The organism is Alicyclobacillus herbarius DSM 13609 (genome assembly GCF_000430585.1).
Classification (GTDB): domain Bacteria; phylum Bacillota; class Bacilli; order Alicyclobacillales; family Alicyclobacillaceae; genus Alicyclobacillus_G; species Alicyclobacillus_G herbarius.
Map to the genome: position 1 here is coordinate 38,873 of NZ_AUMH01000019.1, position 25,043 is coordinate 63,915.

27 protein-coding genes and 1 pseudogene are annotated in these 25,043 nt (G+C 58.2%); 3 read left to right on the plus strand and 25 right to left on the minus strand.

The window, feature by feature from the left end; genetic code table 11:
- The first annotated feature begins 129 nt into the window (after positions 1-129).
- Complete coding sequence (locus tag H522_RS0113045) at positions 130-966, plus strand: hemerythrin domain-containing protein (RefSeq protein WP_026962664.1); 837 nt, start codon at positions 130-132, stop codon at positions 964-966.
- A 719-nt stretch (positions 967-1,685) separates the two neighbouring features.
- Here H522_RS0113045 and H522_RS0113050 read toward each other — a convergent pair.
- The 11 genes and pseudogenes from H522_RS0113050 to H522_RS0113095 form a co-directional block, all read right to left on the minus strand.
- Positions 1,686-2,288, minus strand: a complete 603-nt coding sequence (locus H522_RS0113050; protein WP_026962665.1) for a hypothetical protein — start codon at positions 2,286-2,288, stop codon at positions 1,686-1,688.
- Positions 2,285-3,493 (minus strand): ParM/StbA family protein, encoded by a 1,209-nt coding sequence (locus H522_RS0113055; protein ID WP_026962666.1) that lies wholly within the window; start codon positions 3,491-3,493, stop codon positions 2,285-2,287. Before H522_RS0113055 ends, H522_RS0113050 begins: the two co-directional genes overlap by 4 nt.
- 394 nt (positions 3,494-3,887) lie before the next feature.
- Complete coding sequence (locus H522_RS19365; RefSeq protein WP_051344254.1) at positions 3,888-6,011, minus strand: hypothetical protein; 2,124 nt, start codon at positions 6,009-6,011, stop codon at positions 3,888-3,890.
- Between the two features lie 405 nt (positions 6,012-6,416).
- Positions 6,417-6,896 (minus strand): 23S rRNA (pseudouridine(1915)-N(3))-methyltransferase RlmH, encoded by a 480-nt coding sequence (rlmH, locus tag H522_RS0113065; protein ID WP_026962667.1) that lies wholly within the window; start codon positions 6,894-6,896, stop codon positions 6,417-6,419.
- 20 nt (positions 6,897-6,916) lie between these two features.
- A complete protein-coding gene (locus H522_RS19370) occupies positions 6,917-8,194 on the minus strand; it encodes a S1C family serine protease (protein WP_051344255.1) in 1,278 nt (425 codons plus the stop codon).
- 214 nt (positions 8,195-8,408) lie between these two features.
- Positions 8,409-9,245 carry an MBL fold metallo-hydrolase gene (locus tag H522_RS19375; protein ID WP_245578115.1) on the minus strand — a complete coding sequence of 279 codons (837 nt, stop codon included), beginning with the start codon at positions 9,243-9,245 and terminating at the stop codon, positions 8,409-8,411.
- Between the two features lie 31 nt (positions 9,246-9,276).
- On the minus strand, positions 9,277-10,107 hold the full coding sequence (yycI, locus tag H522_RS0113080; protein ID WP_026962668.1) for a two-component system regulatory protein YycI: 831 nt from the start codon (positions 10,105-10,107) through the stop codon (positions 9,277-9,279).
- A complete protein-coding gene (gene yycH / locus H522_RS0113085; RefSeq protein ID WP_026962669.1) occupies positions 10,104-11,396 on the minus strand; it encodes a two-component system activity regulator YycH in 1,293 nt (430 codons plus the stop codon). Before yycH ends, yycI begins: the two co-directional genes overlap by 4 nt.
- On the minus strand, positions 11,393-11,809 hold the full coding sequence (locus H522_RS22560; RefSeq protein ID WP_420535261.1) for a sensor histidine kinase: 417 nt from the start codon (positions 11,807-11,809) through the stop codon (positions 11,393-11,395). Before H522_RS22560 ends, yycH begins: the two co-directional genes overlap by 4 nt.
- 87 nt (positions 11,810-11,896) lie before the next feature.
- Positions 11,897-13,159, minus strand: a pseudogene (locus tag H522_RS0113090) (histidine kinase dimerization/phospho-acceptor domain-containing protein); the annotation flags it as partial.
- Between the two features lie 4 nt (positions 13,160-13,163).
- Complete coding sequence (locus H522_RS0113095) at positions 13,164-13,847, minus strand: response regulator (protein ID WP_026962671.1); 684 nt, start codon at positions 13,845-13,847, stop codon at positions 13,164-13,166.
- Between the two features lie 71 nt (positions 13,848-13,918).
- Here H522_RS0113095 and H522_RS0113100 point away from each other — a divergent pair, with 71 nt between their 5' ends.
- A complete protein-coding gene (locus H522_RS0113100) occupies positions 13,919-14,290 on the plus strand; it encodes a hypothetical protein (protein WP_026962672.1) in 372 nt (123 codons plus the stop codon).
- 82 nt (positions 14,291-14,372) lie between these two features.
- On the opposite strand, the gene H522_RS19380 is transcribed toward H522_RS0113100, so the two are convergent.
- The 12 genes from H522_RS19380 to H522_RS21760 all read right to left on the minus strand — a co-directional run bounded on the left by H522_RS19380 (position 14,373) and on the right by H522_RS21760 (position 22,929).
- The gene (locus H522_RS19380) at positions 14,373-14,828 is read right to left on the minus strand and encodes a hypothetical protein (protein WP_155836431.1); all 456 of its coding nucleotides are present in this window, start codon (positions 14,826-14,828) and stop codon (positions 14,373-14,375) included.
- On the minus strand, positions 14,828-16,210 hold the full coding sequence (dnaB, locus tag H522_RS0113110) for a replicative DNA helicase (RefSeq protein ID WP_035453893.1): 1,383 nt from the start codon (positions 16,208-16,210) through the stop codon (positions 14,828-14,830). Before dnaB ends, H522_RS19380 begins: the two co-directional genes overlap by 1 nt.
- A 23-nt stretch (positions 16,211-16,233) precedes the next feature.
- On the minus strand, positions 16,234-16,680 hold the full coding sequence (gene rplI / locus H522_RS19385) for a 50S ribosomal protein L9 (RefSeq protein WP_035453896.1): 447 nt from the start codon (positions 16,678-16,680) through the stop codon (positions 16,234-16,236).
- 165 nt (positions 16,681-16,845) lie between these two features.
- On the minus strand, positions 16,846-17,754 hold the full coding sequence (locus H522_RS0113125) for a DUF2232 domain-containing protein (RefSeq protein ID WP_026962675.1): 909 nt from the start codon (positions 17,752-17,754) through the stop codon (positions 16,846-16,848).
- Positions 17,755-17,758: 4 nt separating this feature from the next.
- Positions 17,759-18,067 carry a MazG-like family protein gene (locus H522_RS0113130; RefSeq protein ID WP_026962676.1) on the minus strand — a complete coding sequence of 103 codons (309 nt, stop codon included), beginning with the start codon at positions 18,065-18,067 and terminating at the stop codon, positions 17,759-17,761.
- A 219-nt stretch (positions 18,068-18,286) separates the two neighbouring features.
- Positions 18,287-18,517 carry a 30S ribosomal protein S18 gene (rpsR, locus tag H522_RS0113135; RefSeq protein ID WP_026962677.1) on the minus strand — a complete coding sequence of 77 codons (231 nt, stop codon included), beginning with the start codon at positions 18,515-18,517 and terminating at the stop codon, positions 18,287-18,289.
- A gap of 55 nt (positions 18,518-18,572) precedes the next feature.
- The gene (locus H522_RS0113140; RefSeq protein ID WP_026962678.1) at positions 18,573-19,040 is read right to left on the minus strand and encodes a single-stranded DNA-binding protein; all 468 of its coding nucleotides are present in this window, start codon (positions 19,038-19,040) and stop codon (positions 18,573-18,575) included.
- A gap of 20 nt (positions 19,041-19,060) precedes the next feature.
- A complete protein-coding gene (rpsF, locus tag H522_RS0113145) occupies positions 19,061-19,348 on the minus strand; it encodes a 30S ribosomal protein S6 (RefSeq protein ID WP_026962679.1) in 288 nt (95 codons plus the stop codon).
- Positions 19,349-19,516: 168 nt separating this feature from the next.
- On the minus strand, positions 19,517-20,617 hold the full coding sequence (gene ychF, locus H522_RS0113150) for a redox-regulated ATPase YchF (protein WP_026962680.1): 1,101 nt from the start codon (positions 20,615-20,617) through the stop codon (positions 19,517-19,519).
- Between the two features lie 457 nt (positions 20,618-21,074).
- The gene (locus tag H522_RS0113160) at positions 21,075-21,281 is read right to left on the minus strand and encodes a DUF951 domain-containing protein (protein WP_026962681.1); all 207 of its coding nucleotides are present in this window, start codon (positions 21,279-21,281) and stop codon (positions 21,075-21,077) included.
- A complete protein-coding gene (locus H522_RS19390; protein WP_051344257.1) occupies positions 21,278-22,183 on the minus strand; it encodes a mechanosensitive ion channel family protein in 906 nt (301 codons plus the stop codon). Before H522_RS19390 ends, H522_RS0113160 begins: the two co-directional genes overlap by 4 nt.
- Positions 22,184-22,272: 89 nt before the next feature.
- On the minus strand, positions 22,273-22,929 hold the full coding sequence (locus H522_RS21760) for a hypothetical protein (RefSeq protein WP_162143511.1): 657 nt from the start codon (positions 22,927-22,929) through the stop codon (positions 22,273-22,275).
- A 79-nt stretch (positions 22,930-23,008) separates the two neighbouring features.
- On the opposite strand from H522_RS21760, the gene yyaC reads away from it, so the two are divergent.
- On the plus strand, positions 23,009-23,644 hold the full coding sequence (gene yyaC, locus H522_RS0113175; RefSeq protein ID WP_026962683.1) for a spore protease YyaC: 636 nt from the start codon (positions 23,009-23,011) through the stop codon (positions 23,642-23,644).
- A 39-nt stretch (positions 23,645-23,683) separates the two neighbouring features.
- Here yyaC and H522_RS0113180 read toward each other — a convergent pair whose 3' ends face one another.
- Entirely contained in the window at positions 23,684-24,184 is a 501-nt protein-coding gene (locus H522_RS0113180; protein WP_035453899.1) for a DUF4446 family protein, read from the minus strand.
- Between the two features lie 113 nt (positions 24,185-24,297).
- Positions 24,298-25,026 (minus strand): DUF554 domain-containing protein, encoded by a 729-nt coding sequence (locus H522_RS0113185; RefSeq protein WP_211230685.1) that lies wholly within the window; start codon positions 25,024-25,026, stop codon positions 24,298-24,300.
- Positions 25,027-25,043: the final 17 nt, after the last annotated feature.

The following is a 25,043-nucleotide window of genomic DNA, read 5'->3' on the forward strand; positions in this document are numbered from 1 at the left end:
AAAGCGTCGGGGCGTGACGGATCGCACAACGAAGATGTGTCGCCTGTGCAAGACTGAGCATGCAAGGTGTACTTATCTTCGTGAAGGCCGTCTTTACGGTTAATCGTGGGCGGTCGAGGAGGTTCGCTTATGCAGCGTGTGTCTTTAGCGTTTCAAGATAAGATGGTGCAAAGCCTGCTACAACATGGAGAAGCCAGGTTTGTGCAGCTGTCGCTCAACCCGGGGCAGGGTTTGACAAGGCATAAAACGCCGTTGGCATTGACCGTCGTGGTTGTCTCAGGAAAGATTGTCTTCACGGTCGACGATGAGCAGGTCCTTCTCGAGGGACCGAGCCTTCTGCCGGTGGGAGCAGGTGTCGAGCACGCAGTCGAAGCCGTGGAAAAGAGTGTCGTACTATTGGTTCTTGCTCCGTCGGAAGGTGCCGAAGACGGACCGTCTCCGCGGGGTTCCCGTCAGATTCAACATCAGAACGCCTATGAACACCCAGAACTGGTCAAAGGCATCACACCCGAACTGCGGCCCTTGGTCGAGGACCACGTGCAACTGTGCAAGGTGCTGCTGAACCTGGGCGAACACCCGGATTTAGATGCTATTCGCCACGCGCTGCAGGTGGTCAGTGCCGAGTTATGTCATCATTTCACGGCCGAAGAGGACATCGTGTTTCCGCGGATGGCAGTCCACGTCGGCGGGGCAGATGTGGGTCCGGTAGCTCGGTTGATTGAAGAGCATGCGCACATTCGACGCCTGCATGGCGAGGCGGAGGACCTGTTCAACGCATTCACCGAGAAACAGGACGAACACCTGCGTGCACTCCTCTGGGATAAGGTTGAGGACCTGACCGTCGCCCTGCTCAATCACTTAGGCAAGGAAGACAGCCACCTCTTCCCTATGGCCAGCCGACTCATGTCTGAGGACGAGAAAGCAGCCATTGCCGAGGAATTGCAGTATATCCGCCAACGGCACTGAAGATACGGGCTGCACTTCCTACTCACAATTTCATACGCTTCACGGGACTGAGCCTGATTCCTCGCCACCAGGTTCAGTCCTTTTGTGCCTGCCGCAACTTGCACCGGATGTGTACGTAGAGCAGATATGGACGTAAAGCCGCCACTTCGGAGGTACCCGGTCAGACGAGGATAGGGCCGATTTGGACCAGTCTTTCCTGAAGCTCGGTTTTGGTCCGGCTCGATTATTGGCTCATTCCATACCTACAGTAACTGGCTGCCCGCATCCGTCATCGCGGTGGAAGCCGGCCAGCACCACTGGCCCCGCGCCCCCGGAAAACTGCCTAAGGCCGTCGGACTGGCGACGCAGAAAACCTTAGACAAATTCGAACAACTTGCGCTTACGTCGTGCTCGCGATTTCCTTTCACGCCAGTCTTACGTCCGCCCCGGCGGAGGACGGACGTATCAACGGGAGGCATGAGCCATGCAGGTCTTGCTTGCCGTATCCGGAAAAGTCATCAGCCCGCACGCCCAGCGGGGCGATGGAAGACCGGCCTCAGGAATCCCCGGGAAATAACGTCGTCAAATCTGTACTTGAACACACCGATGCGGACGTACTCCTGGTACGGTAGAACATCTCGACGGGGCCCGACTAACTGTTGGCGACACAGACCTTTACACTCGACAGATACAAATGAAGAAGAAAGACTCGTACTCGTAGACTTGACCCTGGCCTTCGGTCACCCGTCCGTCAAACGTCCTGCATTTCGCTGAGCCTGGCGAAAGATTTGCGCCAAGCTCAGTTTTTTGCGCTCAGGAGCTGGCGGGGGCGTGGATGAAGCCGCTCCCGCCGGATTCGCTGTGTGCTCTGTGTGATCTTCTGGCCCTACCCCCGAGGCGTCGGCTGACTCACCTGAAGCCCCCGTGTCTTGGGAATCCAGCACGCCACCCATACGGTCCGTTGCCGCGGCGTCTCTGGAAAACGCGCGGATATGGGAGGTAGATCCCGACAGCGGTCCGGTTCCCGGCCATCCGTCCGCCGCTGCCCCCGTGTCGGGCCCGGGATGGACCGGCGCGCTGCCATCGGTTCGCGTGGCGCGCGGCGGCCAATCGAAATCCTCATCGTCTTCCAAGGCACCCGCGACCGGAGTCTCGGTTTCTGGCGTTTCCGCTCCGTGCGACAACACATACTCCGTCAAAATGTCGATGACACCTTGGCTGAAATTTCCTTCATCCTTCAGACGGTTGAGGTAGGCAATCACTTCCGGTGGCGTCTCTGCCGGAACGTAGAGGGTAATGTCCTTGCCGGGTCGGACATACACCGTGGAGCGGCGTTTCCTCAATGCGCATCCTTCCCGTCCTCTTTTTGTGCTGCCGGCGCACTCGAAGTCTGTTCAACGGCGGCCGCCGCCTGCGGCATCGTCTCCAGGGCGTGTGACAACAGCAGGAAGGTTCCACGGGCGTTGCGGAATTGGCTGTATTCGGCCGCGTCGAAGCGCAGTGGCAGACCCAACTCCGCGTTGAGTTTTTCAATCCACGGCTGCAACACAATCGATCCACCACCGATAAACCAGAACTCATTGGCGTAGCGGACATGCTTCCAGGCGTTGCGGGCTGACTTGAGCACCTTCTCGGCCAGGATGCGCATGTGGCGGTTGACCAGGCCGGTCATGTCAAAGACGACCTTGCCTTCGGCGTAGATCTCATATTCTTTGTTGACCAGCATTTCCGTGAGCTCGGCGGTGCTGGCGATGAGCTCTTCTCCCTGGGCGTTGACCTCGTTGCGGATGTTCTCCAGGGCATCATTGAGGTGAATCTTCGTCCCGGTCGAATGGCGCTGATCCAATTCCAGACCGGGCCGGAAGAAGGCAATATCCATATCGACACCGCCCACGTCGGCAATTCCGAAGCCTTTGTGCGACAAGGGCGACTTCGAGGTGGCCTCGATGTCATAGACACCGGAGACATCGTCGATGCCAATGTCAACGGGCAGCGAAAATTCGAGTTCTACGGTCACGCCCTTGTAGACGGGCGTGGTGACAAAGGTTACGGAATGAACGCCACCTGTAATTTTGGCGGCGAATTCCGCACGAAACTTTGCAATCTCGCTGATGGGCAGTCCCGTGCCGAGGTACACATGCGCCTTGATGCGCTTTAAACCGGCCCGGATTTCCGCCTCGTGCTTGCGCGCGACCGCGTAAGCGGCGCCCGTCAGCAGAGTGACCATGGTCTCTGGTCGCTGCGCCTTCTTTTGGGCCGCCTTATCGCCGACAATCTCATGCACGACACCTTCGTCGCCGATCGCTAGGTTTCCGACATATACGTGGCGGTACTGTTCGCTGGTAATAGCCGGAGAGGTAATCTGCACGTCGAGAAAGTCGAGCGGGTTGCCTTGCTCTGTTAAGAGGAAGCGCTCCCCTATCGGCTGCGAGACAACGTTGGGGAAAATAAACGTGTTCTCGATTTGGTCGTAGATTCCTTTGATGTGGCTGCTGCCATTGTCCATGGATAACGTAATCGTCGTGTTTGCGGCTTCGTTTTTCGCCAAGTTCGCTCCCCTCTCCAACCCACAGTTCTTACTTTCACAGTATATGAGATTCTGGGCGGCTCGCCAACGCAAAAATTGAAGCTTGAAAGCTTAGGATTTAAACCTTAAGTCTTAGAAGTTTACCCAAGTAACGTTTGAACTTTAGAGTTCAAACGTCAAACTTCAAATCCTACAGTTTACCATCCAACATTTAAACTTTAACTCTTAACCCTCATCCGAACGAACAGATTCCGAATCAAACACCATATCTGGAATTTCTGTCTACAAAGATCCCCAGAAACAAATCGACCTGGAGGACCCACCGGGCGCCCCAGGTCGGCTAACAGAACCGGAAACCGACAAAACGGAGGAGAAGAGAAAAGACACGAAGAAGGCGTAGAGACAGACCCGTACCCTATTCGGTGACTGTCAAGGTCGGGCCATCCGAATTCGCGAACCACTGGAGAAAGCCCCAGTTGCTCGTGAACAGCCCCACCGGAAAGGTGTATGTTCCTGCAGAGGACGGAGTAAACGTTGCCGTCTCCGTCACCGTTTCGCCCGGCGCCAATGTCCCGTTTTTCGCAAACTGGGTGACCCATGTACCGTCGCGGTAGACGTATTGGTTCAGTATCCCGTTACTTAGCCAACGCGAATCCGACGTATTCTTGTATGTCGTGCTAACCGTCACCGGCGTTCCCACCTTGACCGTACTCGCCGATAACATCGTCTTTACCGTCACATCCCCCTGCACAATCGGGTCTGGCTCTGTCACAGTAAACTGTCCCGCGGATTCATCCGCCAAATACGTAACAACCCCGTCTCTACTGAACGCGAACGCTCTCACCGTATACGTACCCGGCACGTTCGGCGCCTCCCACGTCATCGTCACCGCACCTGTACAATCCCCCGGATGCAGCGAGACACCGTTGAGCAACTTCCGGCCCACCAGCTCTCCAGCCGGATTGTAGACCTCCAGGCTTACCGTCGCCCCCCGCAGCTGCGCTCGAACCGCTTTAAATCGCGCCGTAATCGTCTCCGTATAGCTCGGTTTCACCGTCGGACTGCTCACCGTTGTCGTCGCCGACACCCCCGCGCCATACCCTGCTCCACAATGCCGCGGAGTCAAGATCACCTCTCGCAACGAGTACGGCGGCAGCTCTACCAACCCGGCATCCTGCAGCCGCTCCGTCTCAATTCCGTGACTCCCCTCGCCGTAGCTAAGCACTGTGGCCCATTCCTCGGCCCGGTACCCCTCCAGGTGCAGCTTCACATGGTACAAACGGTTTGGGTCTTTGTTAATCAGCAGCACAACCAATTCCCCGTTTGGCAACTTCGCCGCGTGGGCTGCCACCTCAGCGTCACTGCTGCCAGCTCCGACCAGCGTCGCCCCCGGCCTATCCATCCGTGCCAGTAACTCGTACGCATAGTAACTCGGGAATGGTGTATTCGCCGTCGGCTCGCTAATACCATCCGCGGACGATCCGTTCGCCAACAGTCCGTAATCTCCAAACGAACTCGACCCGTACAGACCGGGGTCTATATTCGCACCCTGCGACGCGGTGACAATCCCGTTGTGCAGGTCCCACCAGTCCACGTTCACGGCGCCCGCCTGGAGCCAATCCGCCATATCATCCGCCAGGAAAAGCGCGTTCACCAGGCTCGTTGTCTGCTTGCCCGGGTTGGAAGATACGCTGTTGGTTTCCGTGACAAACACCGGGATATGTCCTAACTGCCGCTTCAGCGTATCCATCACCGTGGCAATCATCTCAGTCGACGCCAGCAACCCAGCATCCGATTCCCCGCCCGGATTCTGTGGATACCAGTGGACAATCCCGAAGTCGGGCTCTGTCCCTAGTTCCCTTAACTTCGCCAACACGCGAGCATTCCAGGTATCGTCCCCCGTCCCGGGCGCAATCAAATCCACACCAATCTGAATAGACGGATCGACCGCCTTCATCGCTTTCATAAACTGACTCGCTTTCTCAGCGTATCCCTCCGGATTGCCGTTGAAATTATGTCCATTCCCCTCCCAGTTGCCGTACAACTCATTGCCGATTTCCCAGTACCGGATGTGATAGTCGTGCGTCACGTTCGCATCCTTCACCCAGGCAGCCGCCTCTGCCGCCGTCCCAGTACCCCCATTGACCGTGATAATCGGCGATGCACCGGTCGCCTCAGTCACGCGCATAAACGCATCAAAACCGCTGTTCGGGTTAGCCCAACCACCAAAATCCACCGTGTTCGTCTGCCAATGATACACATCCGAGGTCGATCCACCCGGATAACGAAGCATCCTGGCCCCAATCTTGCGCAGCATCGACGGCACATCCTTGTCTGTCAGGTGCCCGTCCCAGACTGCCGTGTTTACCCCCAGTGCGGTTTTCGGCACCCGCGTTAACGGGGCCGAAGCGTTCACCGTCACCACCGCCTCTTGCGGCGTCGGGCTGTCTGCTCTCGCCATTCCCCCCGCGACCCAGGATGTCCCCAGGACTAAAGCTGTCACAGCACCACCCTGAAAGGCCCACTTCAAACGACACATCCTCGCGTCCCTCCCATGCACGCGTTTTCAGTCCATGGGAGATGGTATCACCCTGCGTAGCTGAAGACATGGTCATATATTCCGTCAATTTGGTTATTTTCCCCCAAATTCACCTATCAACGCAGAAACACCCCTACTTCGACATGTTCTCGCCCTCACACGCAACTCCAACAACCACTGACCGGCGGTCCACAAGGCTCCTCTTGCTGTTCTACAACGCGGAGCCGTCGTCCTAAGAGGATGTACTGATGTGGCTCGTACATTGGAACGAAGAACGCTCTGCCAAGGTTTCCCAACCACGTAACCGACGTTCGTTCAAGCATGAAACGAGAGGGCCCCAGGCTTCGGGCCTTCCCGCCCGCATACACCTGCAATCTAAAATCGTAATCGAAAATAAGGCTCCCCTTATTTATGATACGGTTCCCCCCGCGCAATCCGAATGCCGCGATAGACCTGCTCCAAGAGTACGATTCGGGCTAACTGATGGGGCAAGGTCAGCGGGCCAAAGCTCCAACGCAAATCCGCCCGTTGCAACACGGTGTCCGCCAACCCGAGCGATCCCCCAATCACAAACACAATACGTCCGTGGCCTCCGGCCGCAAGTTGTTGATATGTCTGGCTCCACGCCTCCGACGAGAACTGCTTACCCTTACGGTCCAGGGCCACTACTGCATCCCGCGCGCGCAGCCGGCGCTCGATGCGCGCCCCCTCCGCGCGCAGGACGCGCAACCGCTCGGCCTCCGCGGCATCCTCCCCTGCAGGCTCATCCGCCACCTCTTCCACCTGTATCTGTGCATAACCGGAAAGGCGCTTCACATACTCCGCCTCCGCGTCCCGCCAATACCGTTCCTTCAGCTTTCCAACAGCAATCACGCTCATTTGCACAGCGGTAACCCCACTCGCATTCAGTTAAAGAATTCACTCGGAATCGAGAACGGATCGTTCCCGCCCGCGTTCGATTGGCTCGCACCGCCAACCGTCGTATTCGGCGTCTCCATCTTGCCGAGCGTCACCTTGAAATCCATTTTCTTGTGTCCGCGATACACCGTCAACGTCACGGTCTCACCCGGCTTCGCCTGGAATAGGTAGGTGCGCAGGTCGGGCATCGTCTGCACCGCGTGCCCGTTAATCGCTACAATCACATCCCCAGGTTTCAGCCCGGACTGCTTGGCCGACTCGGACTGCACCTCCTGGACCAAAATGCCGTAGTCGACCGGAACATCTGGCCACCACTGCTCCGGAACTGCCCGCAGCGAGTACCCCGAAACTCCGAGCGCTGGGTGCTCCGCGTGCCCGGTTGCCATGATCTCGGCGGCGATGGTCTTGACCTCATTCGAAGGAATCGCAAACCCCATCCCTTCCACCGTCGGATCGACAATCTTGCTGCTGTTGATGCCAATCACCAGGCCGTTGATGTTCAGCAGCGGTCCGCCGCTGTTGCCCGGGTTAATCGCCGCGTCGGTCTGTATCACCGCCTGGTAGTCCAACACCTGCTGGCCATCTGGAGTCTGTACCGGCATAATCCGCTTCTTCGCGCTCACAATGCCGGCCGTCACTGAGTCCGCAAAGTCCAACCCCATGGGCGATCCGATGGCAATCGCGGGTTCGCCCACCTGAATGCTGTCCGAATTCGCAAACTGGGCGGGCTGAATATGACTCACGTACTTAATCGGCACGCGGAGTACGGCGAGATCGGTGAACTCATCGGTACCCACCACCTGTGCCGTAACATGCTTGCCTTTTTCGAAGACAACCTCCACCTTCGCGCCGCCATCGACCACGTGATTGTTCGTCACGATATACCCGTACTTGCTGTCCTTATGAAACAACAGCCCCGTCCCAACATCGTTCGCCTTCAGTTTGGTCTGCTGACTGAAGAAATCGGATACCTCTTTATAGTTGAGCACGCCGACGACCGCTGGCTTGGCTTTCTTAACGGCCTCCACGATGGCGTCATTCACCGAGACATTCGCCGAAGCAGGCAGTGTCACTGAGCGGTTCTCCGTCGCGGCGTCCGCCGTCGTGGTTATCACATCCCGGCCCTGCAGGCTGGGATACAGCGCCATCGTCGCGGCAGACCCCACTAACGCAGAAAGGACAACCACGCCCGCCCACCGCCAAAGCCCGCTTCGCCTATCCTTCCGCTGAGCGTTCCAATCGTCGCTGTCCTTGTAAAAGCCCATCTCCGTCCCTGCCTTTCCATGAATCCCAACGCACTCTTTCACATCCGCCGATGTTCTGTTAACTCATATGGTACCGAATGCGGAGACAAAAGCAAAATCCCGATTCATCTCGTCGGGATTTCTTTTCACGGTCCAACCTGGAAACGCACAGAAACTCTCCCCGCACCATGCCCGGCGTTCCCTCGGCGTCCATATTATTTTGCCTTCACGACCTCTATTCCATGTAAGCGGCCGACTGCGCCGGAAACGAAGCCAATTGCCTGAGCGGCGTCGGTCGTTCGCGGCTGGTCCGATGGAGAGTCACGTGCTCATTCACTTCGATTCCCTGTTCGCGCAAGGTGTTCGCCAGCGTCAATTCCGCCAGCTCAGGCAGGTTATTCTCCTGACTTAGATGGGCCAGGTAAACCTGCGTCGGTTTCTCAGCCAACACGTCCAACAGCGCATAAGCCGCATCCTCGTTGGACAAGTGTCCTTTATCGCCCAAGATACGCCGCTTCACGCTCCACGGATACCGTCCAGCCCGCAGCATCTCCACATCATGATTCGTCTCCAACACGTAGGCATCGCACCCTTGGATAACCGCCTTGATGCCATCGCTCATGTAACCTAAATCCGTCACCACGGCCAGGCTCTCTCCGCCGGTGTCAAACCGAAAAGCTACCGGTTCCTCCGCATCGTGGGACACGGCAAACGGTGTCACCTTTAGATCGCCAATCACAAACGCTTCACCCGCGCGCACCGTCTGCCGACGATCCGCATCGGTTAAGTCCGATTCCAACCCGGCCGCTACTTGGTGCCAGGTCCCTTCCGTCGCGTACACCGGGGCCGCGCACGACTTCATCACCTGCCGCAGCCCGCGTACGTGATCCACATGCTCATGTGTCACCAACACGGCGTCCAACTCTCCCCAATCGGCGCTCGCCGCCGCGCGCAGCCGCTCGCGCAGCTGCCGCCCACTAATGCCCGCATCGAGCAAGACCCTCACTTCAGCCGTACGTATGTATAAGGCGTTCCCCGAGCTGCCACTCGCCAGTACACTAAACTCCAACAAACGCATTTCCTCCTTAGGCCGCTCGCGAACGTCACATGTTCAACTCGCCCGTAAACGCATTGACATAATAGACTCCAGTGTCTGTAAGAATCCGCCAGACCGGAAACCAATAGTGGTTCGCACCCGTCGCAGACCCAGACCCGGACGGACTGCTCAAATACCCGAGATCGATTTCTACAATCGTATTATCCTTTTCTTGTCCAGAATTGTCCACCGCATTCCCTAAGCTGTTCAACGCATCCAGTGCAGAAATAATCGGCTTGGGATTGCTCGTGGCATGGATGTCGGTCAGAACCGTCTGCTGGTACCCCGTCATCGCCCCTTTGCCGGACACATCCACCACGATAGTGGCGTCGAAAATCGGGTATTTCCCCCCGTACAACTGGTCAAACACCAGCACATCTTGCTCTCCTGCGCCACCGTCGAACGCGTAGGCGCTCCCGCTCGCCATCCGGTCCAAAAGCTGCTCCGGATGCTTGGCATCATAAGACACCGGGTGTGTATATTCGACCGTCCAAGACCCCTTCCCCAACGCATTGACTTGGCCGCCTGCTGTTTCCAGGCCGCCATCTTTTGCGCGGTGCGCCGGCTTGCCGGCAAACGCCGCCTTCGCAGCTTCCGCCAGCGAGACCCCGCCCACTCGAGCAGAAAAGGGCGCCATGTCCGGGCGTTTTGTCGGGACACTGGTAGCCAGGCTGAAATTGTGTTCGGCCAAAAGCGTTCGCGTGTTCGCCAACAAATCCGGGTAAGACTCCGCGTACCCGCGCATCTCGGCCCGAGCGGAAAAGTACTGCCATCCAAGCAGGATGTCTAAGATGAGAAACATGCCAATCAGCCAGGTTTTCGCCGTCTCCCAGTTCACCCCTGCTTCATCCCTTCCAGAACTTGGCCGTCCACGGCATCGATCACGCCGATAACTGCCCCGTTCCGCATCACCTCATAGGCGGGCTCAAGTTCCACCTGATTGTCCCCCTCCGCCACCGGCCAATACCCGAGCACAGCCGTGAACGCGCGTTTCGGTGCGCGGCCTTGCAGGTGCTGCAACACCTCGCGCAACCTGTCCGCCCCCATCACCCGGACCTCATCCTTCATGTTCTCCGCCAATAGGTTTCCGAAGGGCCGTTGATAATGCACCACATGGCCGTTCTCGACCTGCACCTGCTGCGTCCAGTGCGTCCCAAACACTCGAAATCCCGCAAACACAGGTTGCAGTTGGTAGGCATGCACCCCTGGCAGGGAGCGATCATCCGAACTCAGCAAAACCCCATCGTGGGTCGCGCCGCCGTGCGCACGGATATAAGTCGTAACCGCCTGCAATTCACCGCCATTGCCCGCGGTCGAAGACGTGTTCGGATCGTCAAACGTTAATTCGCCTGTTTCCGTATCCCACTGGACGGCGCGCGTCCCGTCGGTCCAAATCACCCTGTGTCGGTTTTCCTGAATCCGGGTCAACGCGTCTGGGTTAACAAAGAAGGAATGCACCAGCTGCAAAAGCGCAGGCTTGGAGACGACGCACGTGATGCGTGGCATCGTCCGCCCGTGCACAGGCACCAGGGTTTGATTGCCCGCCTCATCCCGCCAAACCTGGGCCGGATAATGGGCCGTGGCCAAAGCCACCAGGTGTTGAAAACGGGCGGGATCCACATTCGTTTGAGCGCTGTAGCGGTCACCCCCAAAAATTACCGCCAGTTCCACCGGTCCACCCACCACTGCCTGGTACAATTGAATCTCGGACCCTGCAACATCCAGTGGGGAGAGTCGCAAGGCGGGCAGCCAACGGGATAAGTCGGTCCGTTCCAACTCCAGGCCAAACGGGAATGTGACACTGGTTGTCGCAGTGCTGGGCGAGGCCGTTTCGTGCCGCAGCCGCTGCGTCTGCAGGCTCTTGAGGACATCCGTCCACTGCCGGTAATCGGCCGAATCCGGCGGAATCAGGGCTGCCGCGTTTCGCTTTTCGCTGAACACGTCAATCTCCAGCGGCTTGGTCACCTGGCTGAGCTGTGGATAAGGAGCCCCATGGTGGACCGTCGGCGCGGATAACCCCGGTTCTGGGTCGTTCAGCCACGCCCCGCGCCAGAGCTGGTAGCTCAAGAGCAGGCTGATGAGGACGAGCAGGATCAACACCCACGTTTTCATACGCTGCACCGTCATGCCGTCTCCCCCTCTGGCAAGGGCAAGGTCAACCACACCTTGGTTCCGCGGCCGAGTTCGCTCTCAATGCCAATCTCCCCGCCGTGCAGGTCGATGATCTCGCGCGCCAGCGCCAATCCTAAACCGGTTCCGCCGCTGCGGCGCGATCGCGCCTTATCCACGCGGTAAAAACGCTCAAACACGTGCGGTAGGTCCGCCTCCGGGATGCCAATGCCATTGTCCTGGACGAGCACACGCAGTTTGTCTTCCTGTTTCGCCGCCGAGACCAACACCACCCCGCCGGCGGCGGTATACTTTAAGGCGTTGCCGATGATGTTGTCAAGCACTCGGTCCAATAGGTCACGGTCCCCACGAAAGGCGACGTTGGGAACCGGTCTCAAGTGCAAACTGACCCCCTGCCGCTTCGCCTGCATCTCCAACCGCTGACAGGCAGCGGTCAGCCACTCCGCCGCGTCCAGCCAACCCTCCACGTAGTGAATGCCGCGCGTTTCCAATCCGGACAACTGCAACAAGTCGTGCGTGATGCGGACCATCCGTTCGGCCTCTTGCCGACAGACCGCGAGAAACGTGCGCCGCGTCTGGGCATCAAGGTCGTCCTGTTCGGCCAATGCCTCTAGGTACGACTTGATGCTCGTCAGGGGGGTGCGCAGCTCGTGCGATACATTGGCGACAAAGTCGCGCTGTTTCTGGTACAGCCGCTCCTGTTCGGTGACGTCGCGAATCACCGCCACGTACCCGTCCGTCTCGTCGCCGCGTTGGATGGCCGTCACGTGCACGTGCAAAAGAGCCCCATCCAATTCCCGCACCCAGTTCCACTCTCCCCCCGGCGCAGTGAGTGACTCCCTGCACAGCCCCAGCAGTTGGCCCGCGCGCGCCACGTCTTCAGCCCCGCGCGGCAGGCAGCGCAAGGCCGCGTCGTTCGCGAAAACGGGCTTCAACTGGGAGTCGAACGTCAGCACCCCATCGCCCATGTAGGTAATGATGGCGCGCAGTCGCTCGCGCTCGCGCAGGTTTTCCGACAGCGCCGTCTGCAGCTTCTCAGCCAAGTCGTTAACCGCATGCCCCAGCTGTCCCAGCTCATCGTCGCTGACAACCTGCACCCGACGGCTGAAATCCCCGTTGGCCATGCGCGCCGTCTGGCGCGTCACCTCCTGAATCGGGCGAGAGATGGTCCGAGACAAGGCAATTCCCAACAGGACCGTAAAAGCCAGGACAAAAGCGCTGCCGGTGTAAAAGATGGTTGTCACCTGACGCATGGTCGTATAGGTGTTTTGAATCGACACCACGTCCTCCAGGATGCCGATGAACCGTTTTCCGTCAAACAGGGGCACCGCCACGGCCAACACATGCTGATGTGCAATGGGGTCGTACCGAACGGTCGAGACGGATTTATGGCCGACCAGGGCCTGCGTCGCGACGGAATCAATGCGTTTTTGGCCGACGAGGGCACTGCCGGCCGACGTGTCCTCAACCACACCTTTGCTGTTGAGGAGATAAACCGCCCCGCCTTGGGGCTGCGGGAAGGCGGAGAGCAGGGAGGTTGAATCTGTTCCGGGCTTGTCCGAATTGTGCCTAGGCCCTACGCTCAGCTCCGGCTTGACAATCGCAGCCAACAGCGACGCCTGGCGCTGCACACTCCGCATCTCGCCACGTACCAGGGAGGCGTTGAGCGTGCGGACGAAATACGCCCCAATCAGCTGCAAGGTGAACAGCATTAAAAGCAGGTAGATAATCACAAACTTCAGGCGTATGCTCCGCCACATGCGCCTACCTCCGCGCGTAATAGCCGACACCGCGGCGTGTCAACACGTACTCTGGATGACTCGGGTCTTGTTCGAGTTTTTCCCGCAGGCGGCGCACCGTGACATCCACGGTTCGTTCATCCCCCGCATAGTCGGAACCCCAGACCTCGGAGAGCAGCTGGTCGCGCGTAAAGACCACACCCGGACGCGCGGCCAACACCGCGAGCAGCTCGAACTCCCGGTGTGTCAAGGGAATGAGCTCCCCACCCCGGCGTACCTCGTAGAGCGCCAGGTCAATCTCCACATCCCCCAAGGTCAGCTTGTCGCCAGCCTGCGTACCCGCATCGTGCCAGTGCCTGCGCAGATTGGCCTTGACCCGTGCCAACAGTTCTCGGATGCTGAACGGCTTGGTGACATAATCATCCGCCCCGATTTCCAGCCCGACCACTTTGTCAAACTCGGAGTCGCGCGCCGTCAGCATGATGATGGGCGCCATGCTGAACTGCCGCACCTCTTTGCAAACCTCAAATCCGTCCTTTTCCGGCAGCATCAAATCCAGCAAGATCAGGTCCGGGTTGTGACGCTTGGCCTGCTCTACAGCATCCACGCCGTCGTAGCTGACCACCACCTCATAACCTTCCCGTTCCAGGGAAAACTTGAGGATGTTTGCAATCGGCTCTTCATCTTCAACGACCAGGATGACTGCCACGTGGATGAGCCCCTTTCGTACAGCAAGATGGCTGCCGGCACAGCCGAGACTACAGATGCAGAGGTGACACGATGAAAGAACGTACCGTCTTGGCCTCATTCTTCAGTGAAAGTGACGCCAACCAGGCTGCAGATAGGATTCATAAGCTGGGTGTGAAGACCACCCAGGTTGCGCAACTCCACACTGGCGGCTTCGGCGATGAGGGCCGCCCGATTCCCATCGCTGGTAAGATTCAAAGCCTGGCCTCCCTCACCCTGCAGGCAGACACCTCGCGCGATGCCGCCGTCCTCCTTGCGGCCGATCCGTCCGCCAGCGGGATGGCCGATACGGCCGAGGGACCGAGCGTCAGCGGTGAGCGCAACTTTCTGCTGACCGTGGTCTGTCCGGAGGAAAAAGTCGAGGAAGTCGTACAAATCATCAAGGAATGCAACGGTTACACCTAATCCCCTCACAGCGGGTCCCCTGCGATGGGTCTATCCCTGGAAAGGCGGTTAGAAGAGGTTCTAACCCCTTTCCGGACGACCTTTAGGCGGGACCGCTGCTGCCGTCGGAGTACCAAACCCAAACCAAGTCCGGGTGCTCCACAATCGCCTGAAATGGCCCAAGGTTGGAAAGCAGTAGGTCTAGCCGATTAGCCGCCTGCACCGTTGTGTCGGGCACCTGCGCGTAGCGCGCCAGGTCAAAAGTCGGTGGCCCGAACCACCAGGGCTTTAAGGTGATGTACGCCGTCACGTGCGAGAGTATTCCGGTCTGGGCTTCCGCCGGCACATGGTACACATACGCAAACCGGGCCCAAAACGCCAATACGGCGAACACCAGGGAGACAAACCCGACGTTTATCCAAAAGCGAGTCGTCCGAAGCGCTCGCAGCGTCTGAAGGCGCAATCGCCGACGCCGTCGGCGCCGCCGCTGCCGCTTGCGTTTTCGGCGCAGCTGTTCCTGCCGCTGCCTGCGCGTCAATACAGGTAAGGATTCGTCCATCACTCACTGTGCACTTTCTCTAAGTTCACAAACTTATTATAGTTCTTCAAGAAGACCAGTTCGACTTTCCCTGTCGGCCCGTTGCGCTGCTTTGCAATCAGGACTTCGACGATGTTTTTGCGCTCAGACTCGGGGTCATAGTAATCATCCCGATAGAGAAACGCGACAATGTCCGCGTCCTGCTCAATGCTTCCCGACTCGCGGATGTCGGACAGCATGGGCCGCTTGTCTTGCCGCTGCTCCACCGAGCGGCTCAACTGCGCCAGCGCAATCACCGGCACCTCTAACTCACGCGCCAGCTGTTTCAGGGACCGGGAGATCTCGGAGATCTCCTGCTGGCGGTTGTCGCTGCTGGTACGGCGGCCGTGAATCAACTGCAGATAGTCAATCGTGACCAAACCGAGCCCAACCTGGGACTTCAGACGCCGCAGTTTGCTGCGCATCTCCGGCACGGTAATGCCGGGTGTGTCGTCAATGTAGATAGGGGCGTTGGCCAACGCGCTGACCCCCATCGAGAGTTTCGGCCAGTCGTCGTCTTCTAGCGTGCCATTGCGCAGCTTGTGGCCGTCGATATACGCTTCGGCACACAACATGCGCTGCACCAACTGTTCCTTCGACATCTCGAGGCTGAAAATGGCCACTGGCAGCCCGGCCCGAACCGCCACGTTTTGCGAAATGTTGAGGGCAAAGGCCGTTTTTCCAACCGAGGGCCTCGCCGCCACGATAATCAGGTCCGACTTCTGAAACCCGCTGGTCATCCGATCCAGCTCGCTATACCCGGTCGGGACGCCGGTCAACTTGCCTTCGTTGGCATACAGCTGCTCAATGCGCTCGAACGTCGTATCAAGGACATCACTGATATGGGTGAAATCTCGTACCTTGCGGTTTTGCGACAGTTCCAGGATGCGCCGTTCGGCCTCGGCCAGAACCGCCCCCGCATCCTCTTCCGCCTTGTAGCTGCTTTCTGCAATCTCCTGCGCCACCGCAATGATGCGCCGCAAGAGCGCCTTCTCCCGCACGATGCTCGCGTAGTGCGCGACGTGGAGAACGGTCGGCATGGCCCCTGCCAGTTCCGCCAGGTATTCCACACCCCCGACGCTTTCCAGGCGCCCTTCGTGCGCCTGCAACGCCGCCGTGGTGGTCACCACATCGACCGGCTGGCCCTGCTCGTACAATTCCTGCATGGCCGCGAAAATCAACTGGTGTGAACGCCGGTAAAAGTCGTCCGCCTCCAGCCACTCGGTCGCCTCTGCCACGGCATCTGCCGAAATCAGCATCGCGCCCAGCACCGCCTGTTCGGCCTCAATGTGCTGTGGGGGCAGGCGCAGCAGACTGGCGTCCTCTATCCGCTCACGTGGCACCGATGCTTCCGTTTCAGGCATTCCGTTCTCCCCCACTACCTCGGTTACGCATCCGCTTCAACATAGACCACAATCGTCGCAGCGACCTCAGGGTGGAGCTTAACCTGCACACGCTGCGCCCCCAGGTGCTTGATGGGTTCCGGGAGGTGAATCTTCCGTTTATCAATCTTGTATCCGAGCGAAGCCAAGGCCTCCGCCACGTGCTTCGAAGTCACGGCACCAAACAGGCGGCCGCCTTCCCCAGCCTGGGTACGGATGACCACTTTGCGTTCATCCAGCTCCGACTGCAATTGTTTGGCCGCCGCCAATTCCTGCGCCGCCTTCTTTTCCTCTGCTTGCTTGCGGGCGGCCAACGCCTGCAGCTCATTATCTGTGGCCTCCACGGCCAATTTTTTTGGAAACAGGAAGTTACGCGCATAGCCGGGCGAGACCTCAATGACCTGCCCCTTCTTTCCCTGCGCCTTCACGTCCTGGAGTAAAATAACCTTCATAGCACCGTACCCCCTTGTAGAGGTTGTCCGGAAACGAGTTTTAGCGGTTGCCCAACGAGGGGTCAGAACTCCCTTTTCGGACACGCATTTAAGCCCTTTCCGGACTCGCACTTACACGTCACCTTTTATTCTATCGCTAGCCACGCAAAAAAACGATGGCAGACGTTACACGCTGGGACTGCGCGGAGTCCGAAGCACATCGAAGATGCCGACGAGTACGTAAAAATCCGAGATTAACCGAACCGACGCGAGCAACACCAAGAGCCCGAGCCATAACGCCCGCCAACGCCGTCCGGATACGCCTTTCCAAAGGCAAATCAGACCCTGAACACCGAGGAAAAACCCGCTGAGAAACACCACGTTGTGCGCCAACTGTCCAAGCAACGTGGATGATCCAAAGATGCCCAAGAGCAAGAAGGCCAGGGCCGCCAAGTACAAGTTGACCACCGAGCGCGGGAGCTTCCAGCCACTCAGCATGCCAACGGGCGGATCGCGCCGGCGCAGTACGTAGCGGCACACACTCCAGTTCAAGGCCGTGACCAAAAACGCCGTGAGTATAAGAACGCCGGGCAGCATCACCTGCAGCCAAGCAATGGTATGGGCAATCAGCGCTGCCCCTTCTCCACGCGACAGTCCCGTCCCGGGCCCCGCGTTAACCAGCCAACGCGTCCACTCTTCACGCCAGGTATCATAGAAGCCCTCCGCACCTCCCCCGGATGCGGCGAGAATCCCGAGCTCCAACATCGTGCCACAGAGCGTGGCGCCAATCCAAGCAAAGTACGGGGACTCCCGTCGGCTTAGGGCGTCGCCCAAGATGACGGCGACCGCGGTCATCCAAACGCTGAATAAGACCGCCAGCCATCCAGTTCCAGCCACAAACAGGGCTGTACCGGCAATGGCAGCCAATCCGAGAACCGGGCCTAAGGAATTCAGACAGTAGATTATCGCCAGCGGAACAGGAAACAGCCAAACGCCCGCCGTCGGGCCCAGTGGGCTGAGCGTCAAGGCAATCAATCCGACAAACCAGCCCCCCGCCCACACGTGCTCCCGAGCCGCTGTGGCGCGGCGGTTCATACCCTCACCCCTGCGCATGAAAGTGGCGGCGTACAGGATCTAATTCGGTCAAGTCGGCCGCGTTCGCTGTCGTGGTACGGGGAAGCTGGCGGAGAACCTCCTCATCCATTTGACTAGGCGAGATCCCGACCTGTTGCCCGATGACATACGCGGTACCAATCAGGCCGGCCAGCGATTGAGAGAGCATGCGTTCGTCTCCTATCTGCAGACCTTCAAACAGGTCCGCAACACGTCTTAGCAGTTCAATCTTTGCAGACTCAATGGAGCGGATTCGACGGGCGATTTGCATGTGAGGTTCCATCGTCGCCGCCACACCCTCCTTCCGGGTCGTTCCCTGAAAGCCGCAATTCTTGTTTTATTTCCACCTTTCCCGAACGAAATCCTGCTACAGCACCCTGCTGCAGGCCGAAATCCCGCGAAACAGACAAGGGGCTGTCCCCACCCACCTCCCGATGGGTTTTCAGACAGCCCCCAGAAAAGAACCCTGTCTCCATGCTTTCAAGACACGGCATTCAGTCCGACGAACTCGTCATCACTCGGTTGTATACGGTAGCAGCGCCACCTGGCGCGCCCGCTTGATGGCCACCGTCACCTGACGCTGATGACGCGCGCAGTTGCCCGTAATTCGCCGAGGCAGGATTTTCCCGCGCTCCGTCAAAAACTTTTGCAGGCGAGCGATGTCCTTGTAATCTGCCTGGTCAATCTTGTCCACACAAAACTGGCAAACCTTGCGCCGCTTGCCACCACGACCTCTACGCGGCATTCGTCTTCACCCCCGTCTTCCAACCACAGGCTTAGCCCATGGCGTTCTTGAACCGTTAAAACGGCAAATCATCATCCGAGATGTCAATCATCTGGCTATCATCGGCAAACGGATCATCCTCAAAGCTGGGTGTACGCTGAGGTGACGGACGATTCCCCATGGCCGCCGCAGCCGCCGGTCGATTGGACAGCTGGGCTCCATCACTGCCGCGATCCAGAAAACGCACCGTCTCGGCCACGACCTCGGCGACGCGCACGCGCTGCCCTTCGCGGTTTTCATAGCTGCGGATTTGCAGACGACCATCCACCGCCGCCAACCTGCCTTTGTGCAGGTATTGCGCACAGATTTCAGCCTGCTTCTGCCAGACGACGATGTTGATAAAGTCGGTCTCACGCTCTCCGTTCTGGTTGCTGCGCATACGGTCGACCGCCAACGTAAACGAGGCCACCGCAGTGCCACTATTCGTATAGCGTAATTCAGGATCCGCAGTCAGCCGCCCAATCAGAATCACCCGGTTCAGCATACCTACCCCTCCACTTGGATCTATTCGCCCAAGCGCACGGTGAGGTATCGAAGCACTGCGTCCTCGATTCTCAACACGCGCTCCAGCTCCTTGGATACATCCGTGTCCGCTGTGTAGCGCATGAGCACATAGTAACCCTCGCGGTACTTGTTGATCTCGTACGCCAGACGGCGCTTGCCGATTTCTTGCAGTTCGTCAATCTGCCCGCCGCGTTCGCTGACAAGAGCCTGGTATTTCGATACCAGCTCCGACGTCTGCTCCGGCTCAAGATCGGGGGTCAGTACGTACATGGTCTCATACTGGCGCATTCGAGTCACCTCCTTCTGGACTTCGGCCCTGCTTCACCGTGCAGAGCAAGGATGCGGCCGCCATATGTGGACGTGCCAATATTTTATTTTACTATAGCGCTTCAGCGGACACAAGACACAGATCGAAAGGCTCTTTGTTCACAATGCCCATCAAGCTCAGAACAAAGACTAAACATTGAACCGGAAGTGCATCACGTCGCCGTCCTGGACAACATAATCCTTGCCTTCCAGCCGCACCTTTCCAGCCTCGCGGGCCGCTGCGTACGATCCCGCCTGAACTAGGTCGTCGCAAGATACTACTTCAGCGCGGATAAACCCTTTTTCAAAGTCGGTGTGAATCACGCCGGCCGCCTGCGGCGCGCGCGTGCCGCGGCGGATCGTCCAGGCGCGCACCTCAGGTTCGCCCGCTGTAAAATACGTAATCAGGCCGAGTAGGTGATACGAGGCCCGAATCAACCGGTCAAGCCCTGCTTCCGCGAGCCCTAGGTCGGCCAGAAAGGCACGCCGGTCTTCGCCTTCCAGTTCGGCGATTTCGGCCTCTAGCTGCGCACAGACGGGTACCACCTCGGCCCCTTCCGCCTGAGCCCGTTCGCGCACCGTCTGCACGTGTACGTTCGCGTCGGCGTCCAGGATCTCGTCCTCACCCAGATTCGCGACGTACAGAACCGGCTTTTGGGTCAACAGGTGCAAGTCGCGCAGGAACGCGGTCTCCTCCTCGGACAAGGCGCATGTCCGGGCCGGTTGCCCTTCCTCAAGGTGACCGGCCAGCCGTTCCAAAGCGGCCGCTTCCAGCACATAGCGCTTCTCCCCGCTCTTTTGATTCTTCCGTGCGCGCTCCAGGCGTCGATTGACCGTTTCCAGGTCGGCCAAAATCAACTCTAGGTTGATGACATCCATGTCCCGAGCGGGATCGACCTTGCCGCTGACGTGGGTAATATCCCCATTTTCGAAACAGCGGACGACATGGACAATCGCATCGACTTCGCGAATGTGGCCAAGAAACTTGTTACCAAGCCCCTCGCCGCGGCTGGCGCCCTCGACCAAGCCCGCGATGTCGACAAACTCAAACGTGGTCGGCACAATCCGGCGTGGATGCACCACGTCCGCCAGCTGTTGCAACCGCCCGTCGGGAACCTCCACGACACCGACGTTCGGGTCAATCGTGCAGAACGGATAGTTGGCTGCGTCCGCGCCAGCATTCGTAATGGCGTTAAACAGCGTCGATTTGCCGACATTCGGCAGACCTACAATTCCTGCCTGCAGTGGCATGTCTACACCTCTTTCCAATCAGTCCGCTTGGCTCATTATAGGCAATGGGACTAGGTGACACAATAACGTCAGGTACAAATCTGCTCGCTATGGTGCGAATAAGCCCGCGAAATTGTTCCTGTTCGGGTTCAGTCCCACAGAGTCCGCCATATCCCGTTTCGAATGAATGGTCAATTGGCGATGTTTTCGTTAAGATGGGAATGGGGACTCGTGCGAAAGGAGGTGTCGGTATGCTCAAGCGGCTTATCCGTCGGTTAAAGGGCCGCAGGTTGGTTGTGCGGGGTTTGGCCGCAGAAATGCGTCAGCCGGCCTCAAAGCGCGAATTTATGGCGTGCGCCTGATGTCGTCTGAGACCGGCAGCCCCGATTGGGGCCTACTCTTGAGATAGGTCTGAGGACTCTGTTCTTCATTCGATTTCTGCCATCATTGAAATCTGGAGCCCGCGTTTGGGCTCCTTTTATTCCTCTTGTGGAGTTCCCGCGGGCACCAGAACGCGCCGAAACGCGCGATCGAACTTTGACCTAGGCAACAGCACGCTGTGACCGCACTTTTCGCACTTGATTCGGATGTCCATGCCCATTCGAATGATCCGCCAGCGGTTTTCGCCACAGGCGTGCGGTTTTTTCAGCTGCACCACATCGTCCATCCCATACGCTCCACTCATCCTCTACCTTCCTCCCGCAGAGGCGAGGGTGACCCCGTCTCGCCTTGAAACGTGATGACCGTACGCTGGGTGGGCATGTCAATCCCCGCTGCTGTAAACGCCTCGGCAGCCTGCCGCAGGGCCAGTCTCTGGACCCCGAAGTGCGTATAAGGAGCACACTCGGCGGTGGCACGCAGCACAATTTGCTGGGCGTCGATGTTCTGCACCCCCACTACCGTGACCTCCCCGACCACATCCGGGCTCTCCTCAGCTACTTGACGCATCACCTGCTCTAGAACTTCTACAGCGTGATCGACATCCGCCATGCGGGAAATCGCAATATCGACGACGGCTATACTGTTGTAGCGAGAGTGATTGGTGACCTGCTGCACCAACCCGTTCGGGATAATTTCGAGTTCCCCCGTCCAGACGCGAATCTGGGTCAAACGCAGCCCCATGAGCACCACCTCACCGGTAATGCCGTTGATGGTGACGTAATCCCCGACCGCATACTGGTCTTCAAACAGGATGAAAAACCCGGTGAGAATGTCTTTGATAAGGCTTTGTGCGCCAAAACCAACCGCCAAACCGGCAATTCCGGCTCCCGCCAAGAGCGCCCCCACGTGAAAGTTGAACGTTTCCAGGACGCAAAGCAGCCAGATGAAATACAGGGTGTAGCGGAGTACATTCTGTAAGAGGGAACGCATGGTGCTCTTGCGCCGCGCGTCCATGCGCATCGCGCGCGAATCAAGCACCCGGCCGAGAACCTTCGACAAAACGCGGTTGGCCAGCTTCATAATCGCGAAGAGAACGGCTGCTTCAACCAGGTGTGTGACGATGTTCAAAGGCGGCTGAAAGAATTCTGAACCGTGGGTCTGAATGAATGACTCGACCTGTGCCCGCAAGGTTGTGGGCTCTGACACTAGGATACCTCCAACGACGGCACACCAAAAGCGCCGAAAGATTTCCCTGCCTACTATAACACAATTCATGTGCGTTTTTGGACAGGCCCTTAGGAATGGTGTACGGCCTCCAAGAGGAATGCTGCCGCGTGCAGGCCGAGCGACGTCGAAGCCCCTTCCGCGAGAAACGAAAACGGGCGGATCCAGCTCAAATCGGCAATGGAGACCGCTGTGAGAAACGCCCAGTACACTCCACATCCCGCTCCTAAGGTGAGCGTCGTGGGTGACCATCCGCCAAACCGTCCTCTCACGTCCGGCGTTCGGCGATACACGTCAACAAGGTACGAGGTAATCACAAACAATAGGAATACCGCCAAGGTGATTGCCGTGGTGAGCAGTCCGCGCAGGAGTGTCAGGGCCATCCACTGCCCAGGGATCGAATACGCGACGGCCACCTCGTGCGCCGGCAGGAACGCAGACAAAACCGGCACGGCAGTGGGCGGAGCAGCGACTTGCTGAGTCAGCCATGCCATCACCCGGCTTCCCGGGGGCACCAGCACCTCAGCCAACCAGCCGCTGATGACGGGCGCAGAATACCCTGCCACAAGCATGCCAGCCATCGACAGAGACGCACGGGTGCGCCCACGGCAACCAAAAAACACGCTGCACCAAGCGATTTCGAGCAACAGGACAAGGTCTATCACGCGCGCTCTCTGCCTCTCCCCTGTCTGGAAATAGACGACCTCTAAGCCTTTATGCCTATTCAAGTGCAGCCCGTCTCCCAGTAGGTATAGTTGAGATTACGCCGACGTATACTGGGATTATTCCAGCCGAGGGGGATTTGACGTGGACCTCAACTCGAATCCCGAGTCACGCTTTGGCCAGCTGTTTCGAGCCGCCTATGATGATGAACAAGCGTCGAGTCAACTCTGTTCTGTATTGGACAAGATATTCGACGGCGCGGAAAACCGGCAAATTGTCCTGGTTTGCGTGGGAACGGATAGGTCGACCGGGGACGCCTTTGGACCGATTGTCGGCTCAAAATTGCAAGCGTATATCCACATGCCGAACGTGGCGATTTACGGGACGTTGGACGAGCCGGTGCACGCAGTCAACTTAAATGAGGTGCTGTCCAAGATTCAACAACGTCATCCCAGCGATCCTCTGATCCTCGCGGTCGATGCGTGTTTAGGGAAATTCGAGCATGTCGGGCACATCATTCTCGAACGTGGCCCGCTGCGACCGGGCGCCGGCGTAAAGAAGACGCTGCCTGAGTTTGGCGCCTACACGCTGACGGGCGTGGTCAACGTCTCTGGGTTTATGGAGTATTTTGTCTTGCAAAACACGCGCTTGGGGATTGTCATGCGGATGTCGGACGTCGTCGTCGAGGGAATCCGCCGCAGCCTGATTCGACTGGCCTCACGGCGCCAAATCGCTGCCTGGATGCGGCAAAGTTACGGGGAACCAAACATGGTCCAATGAAGCCTTCGCCCGCCCGGTGCACCAGGCGGGCTGGTTACCTTATCGTTGCAAGGTCCGCTCACGGCCTTCAATCACCATTTGTTCCTCTTCCGTCAACGGATATGTAGATTGTCCATGCTGTACAGGTTTTGCGTATACCCGGGATTCGTCACGACCGTATATTGAGGACAACACAACCCCATTCTGATCGTCATCAAGCAGCGCCAAGGAGAAACTCAAATCGCTCCCCACATCCGAAAATGCGTTGAATCGGACCAAACGGGCGCTCGATATTTTTCCCTGCAGGGCTTTGCGCAGCTCGTGGTTCTCGGTCGTCAGTCGGTTCACTTCTTGGCGTAGGCTTGCCACGGCATCCAACGTTTGTTCATACACCGCGTCCAGGTCCGCACTGGAGTGAATCGATTTCCACTTGTCGAACCGTCGCCTAAGTCTGGACTGACGGGCTATCGCAATGATGGATAGGATGATTGCGACGAGTGCCAAGAGACCAGCCACCCCTGCGTACAACTGAGCATCGGTCAATCCAAGTCCATTCAACAAACCGTCTACTCCTCTCTCCCAGTGGATGAATACTGATTCTAAACGGATTCATTCAAAACACGCTTGAAGTAAGAAAGAGCCACCCGGAGCTTCTTTCCGATGCAAGGTTGTGACTACGTCAGCAGCCACGCCGAGAGGTGAATCCCAGCCGCCTGCAGTTGTCCCCACTTGAGAACCGCCGCCAAAAACATCGCCGGGAGCAGATTTCCGACGAGGATCTTGCGGATTCCCAACAGGTTGAATCCAATCGCGGCAATCAAAAGACCGCCAGCTGCTGTCATACACTGAATGACCGGCGGCGAATTCAGGGCGGCCCCACCCAGATGTGAGAGAATGGCGATGCCCCCCTCGTACACCAAAACCGGCAAAACGGAAAGAATCACGCCGATGCCCAGCGCGGAGGAAAAGACGAGGGCTGTAAACCCGTCAAGCAAAGACTTCGCGTATAAAGTAGAGTTATTGTTCGAGACCCCACTCTGGATGGCCCCGACGACCGCCATCGATCCAACACAGAAAATCAGACTGGTGGTGACAAACGCCTCGGCTGTACGGCCGCTGCCTAGATGTCGAGTACGGCGTTCCACAGCCTGGCCCAGTCGATGGAGAGCTCCTTCAATATCCATCCACTCCCCCAACCAGCCGCCAGCGACCAAGCTAAAGATAATAATCAGAATATCGTTCGTGTCCTGCAGCGCCATACTGAATCCAATGAGAATCACTGCCAAACCGAGGCCCTGCAGAATCGTCGACTTCATACGGTCTGGGATGGAGGGCAGCACCATACCAAGCGCGGTGCCGAAGAGGATGGCGAGCGCGTTCACCACAGTTCCAAGCAAAAACACTCCAGCACCGCCTTTTG

Excerpts from the sequence above, each read along its gene's own strand:
- H522_RS0113045 (WP_026962664.1), top strand. The coding sequence starts at position 130 with ATGCAGCGTGTGTCTTTAGCGTTTCAAGATAAGATGGTGCAAAGCCTG.
- H522_RS19365 (WP_051344254.1), bottom strand. The coding sequence starts at position 6,011 with ATGTGTCGTTTGAAGTGGGCCTTTCAGGGTGGTGCTGTGACAGCTTTA.
- H522_RS19370 (WP_051344255.1), bottom strand. The coding sequence starts at position 8,194 with ATGGGCTTTTACAAGGACAGCGACGATTGGAACGCTCAGCGGAAGGAT.
- yycH (WP_026962669.1), bottom strand. The coding sequence starts at position 11,396 with ATGACGGTGCAGCGTATGAAAACGTGGGTGTTGATCCTGCTCGTCCTC.
- H522_RS22560 (WP_420535261.1), bottom strand. The coding sequence starts at position 11,809 with ATGCAGGCGAAGCGGCAGGGGGTCAGTTTGCACTTGAGACCGGTTCCC.
- H522_RS0113100 (WP_026962672.1), top strand. The coding sequence starts at position 13,919 with ATGAAAGAACGTACCGTCTTGGCCTCATTCTTCAGTGAAAGTGACGCC.
- H522_RS19380 (WP_155836431.1), bottom strand. The coding sequence starts at position 14,828 with ATGGACGAATCCTTACCTGTATTGACGCGCAGGCAGCGGCAGGAACAG.
- dnaB (WP_035453893.1), bottom strand. The coding sequence starts at position 16,210 with ATGCCTGAAACGGAAGCATCGGTGCCACGTGAGCGGATAGAGGACGCC.
- rplI (WP_035453896.1), bottom strand. The coding sequence starts at position 16,680 with ATGAAGGTTATTTTACTCCAGGACGTGAAGGCGCAGGGAAAGAAGGGG.
- H522_RS0113125 (WP_026962675.1), bottom strand. The coding sequence starts at position 17,754 with ATGAACCGCCGCGCCACAGCGGCTCGGGAGCACGTGTGGGCGGGGGGC.
- rpsR (WP_026962677.1), bottom strand. The coding sequence starts at position 18,517 with ATGCCGCGTAGAGGTCGTGGTGGCAAGCGGCGCAAGGTTTGCCAGTTT.
- H522_RS0113140 (WP_026962678.1), bottom strand. The coding sequence starts at position 19,040 with ATGCTGAACCGGGTGATTCTGATTGGGCGGCTGACTGCGGATCCTGAA.
- rpsF (WP_026962679.1), bottom strand. The coding sequence starts at position 19,348 with ATGCGCCAGTATGAGACCATGTACGTACTGACCCCCGATCTTGAGCCG.
- ychF (WP_026962680.1), bottom strand. The coding sequence starts at position 20,617 with ATGCCACTGCAGGCAGGAATTGTAGGTCTGCCGAATGTCGGCAAATCG.
- H522_RS0113160 (WP_026962681.1), bottom strand. The coding sequence starts at position 21,281 with ATGAGTGGAGCGTATGGGATGGACGATGTGGTGCAGCTGAAAAAACCG.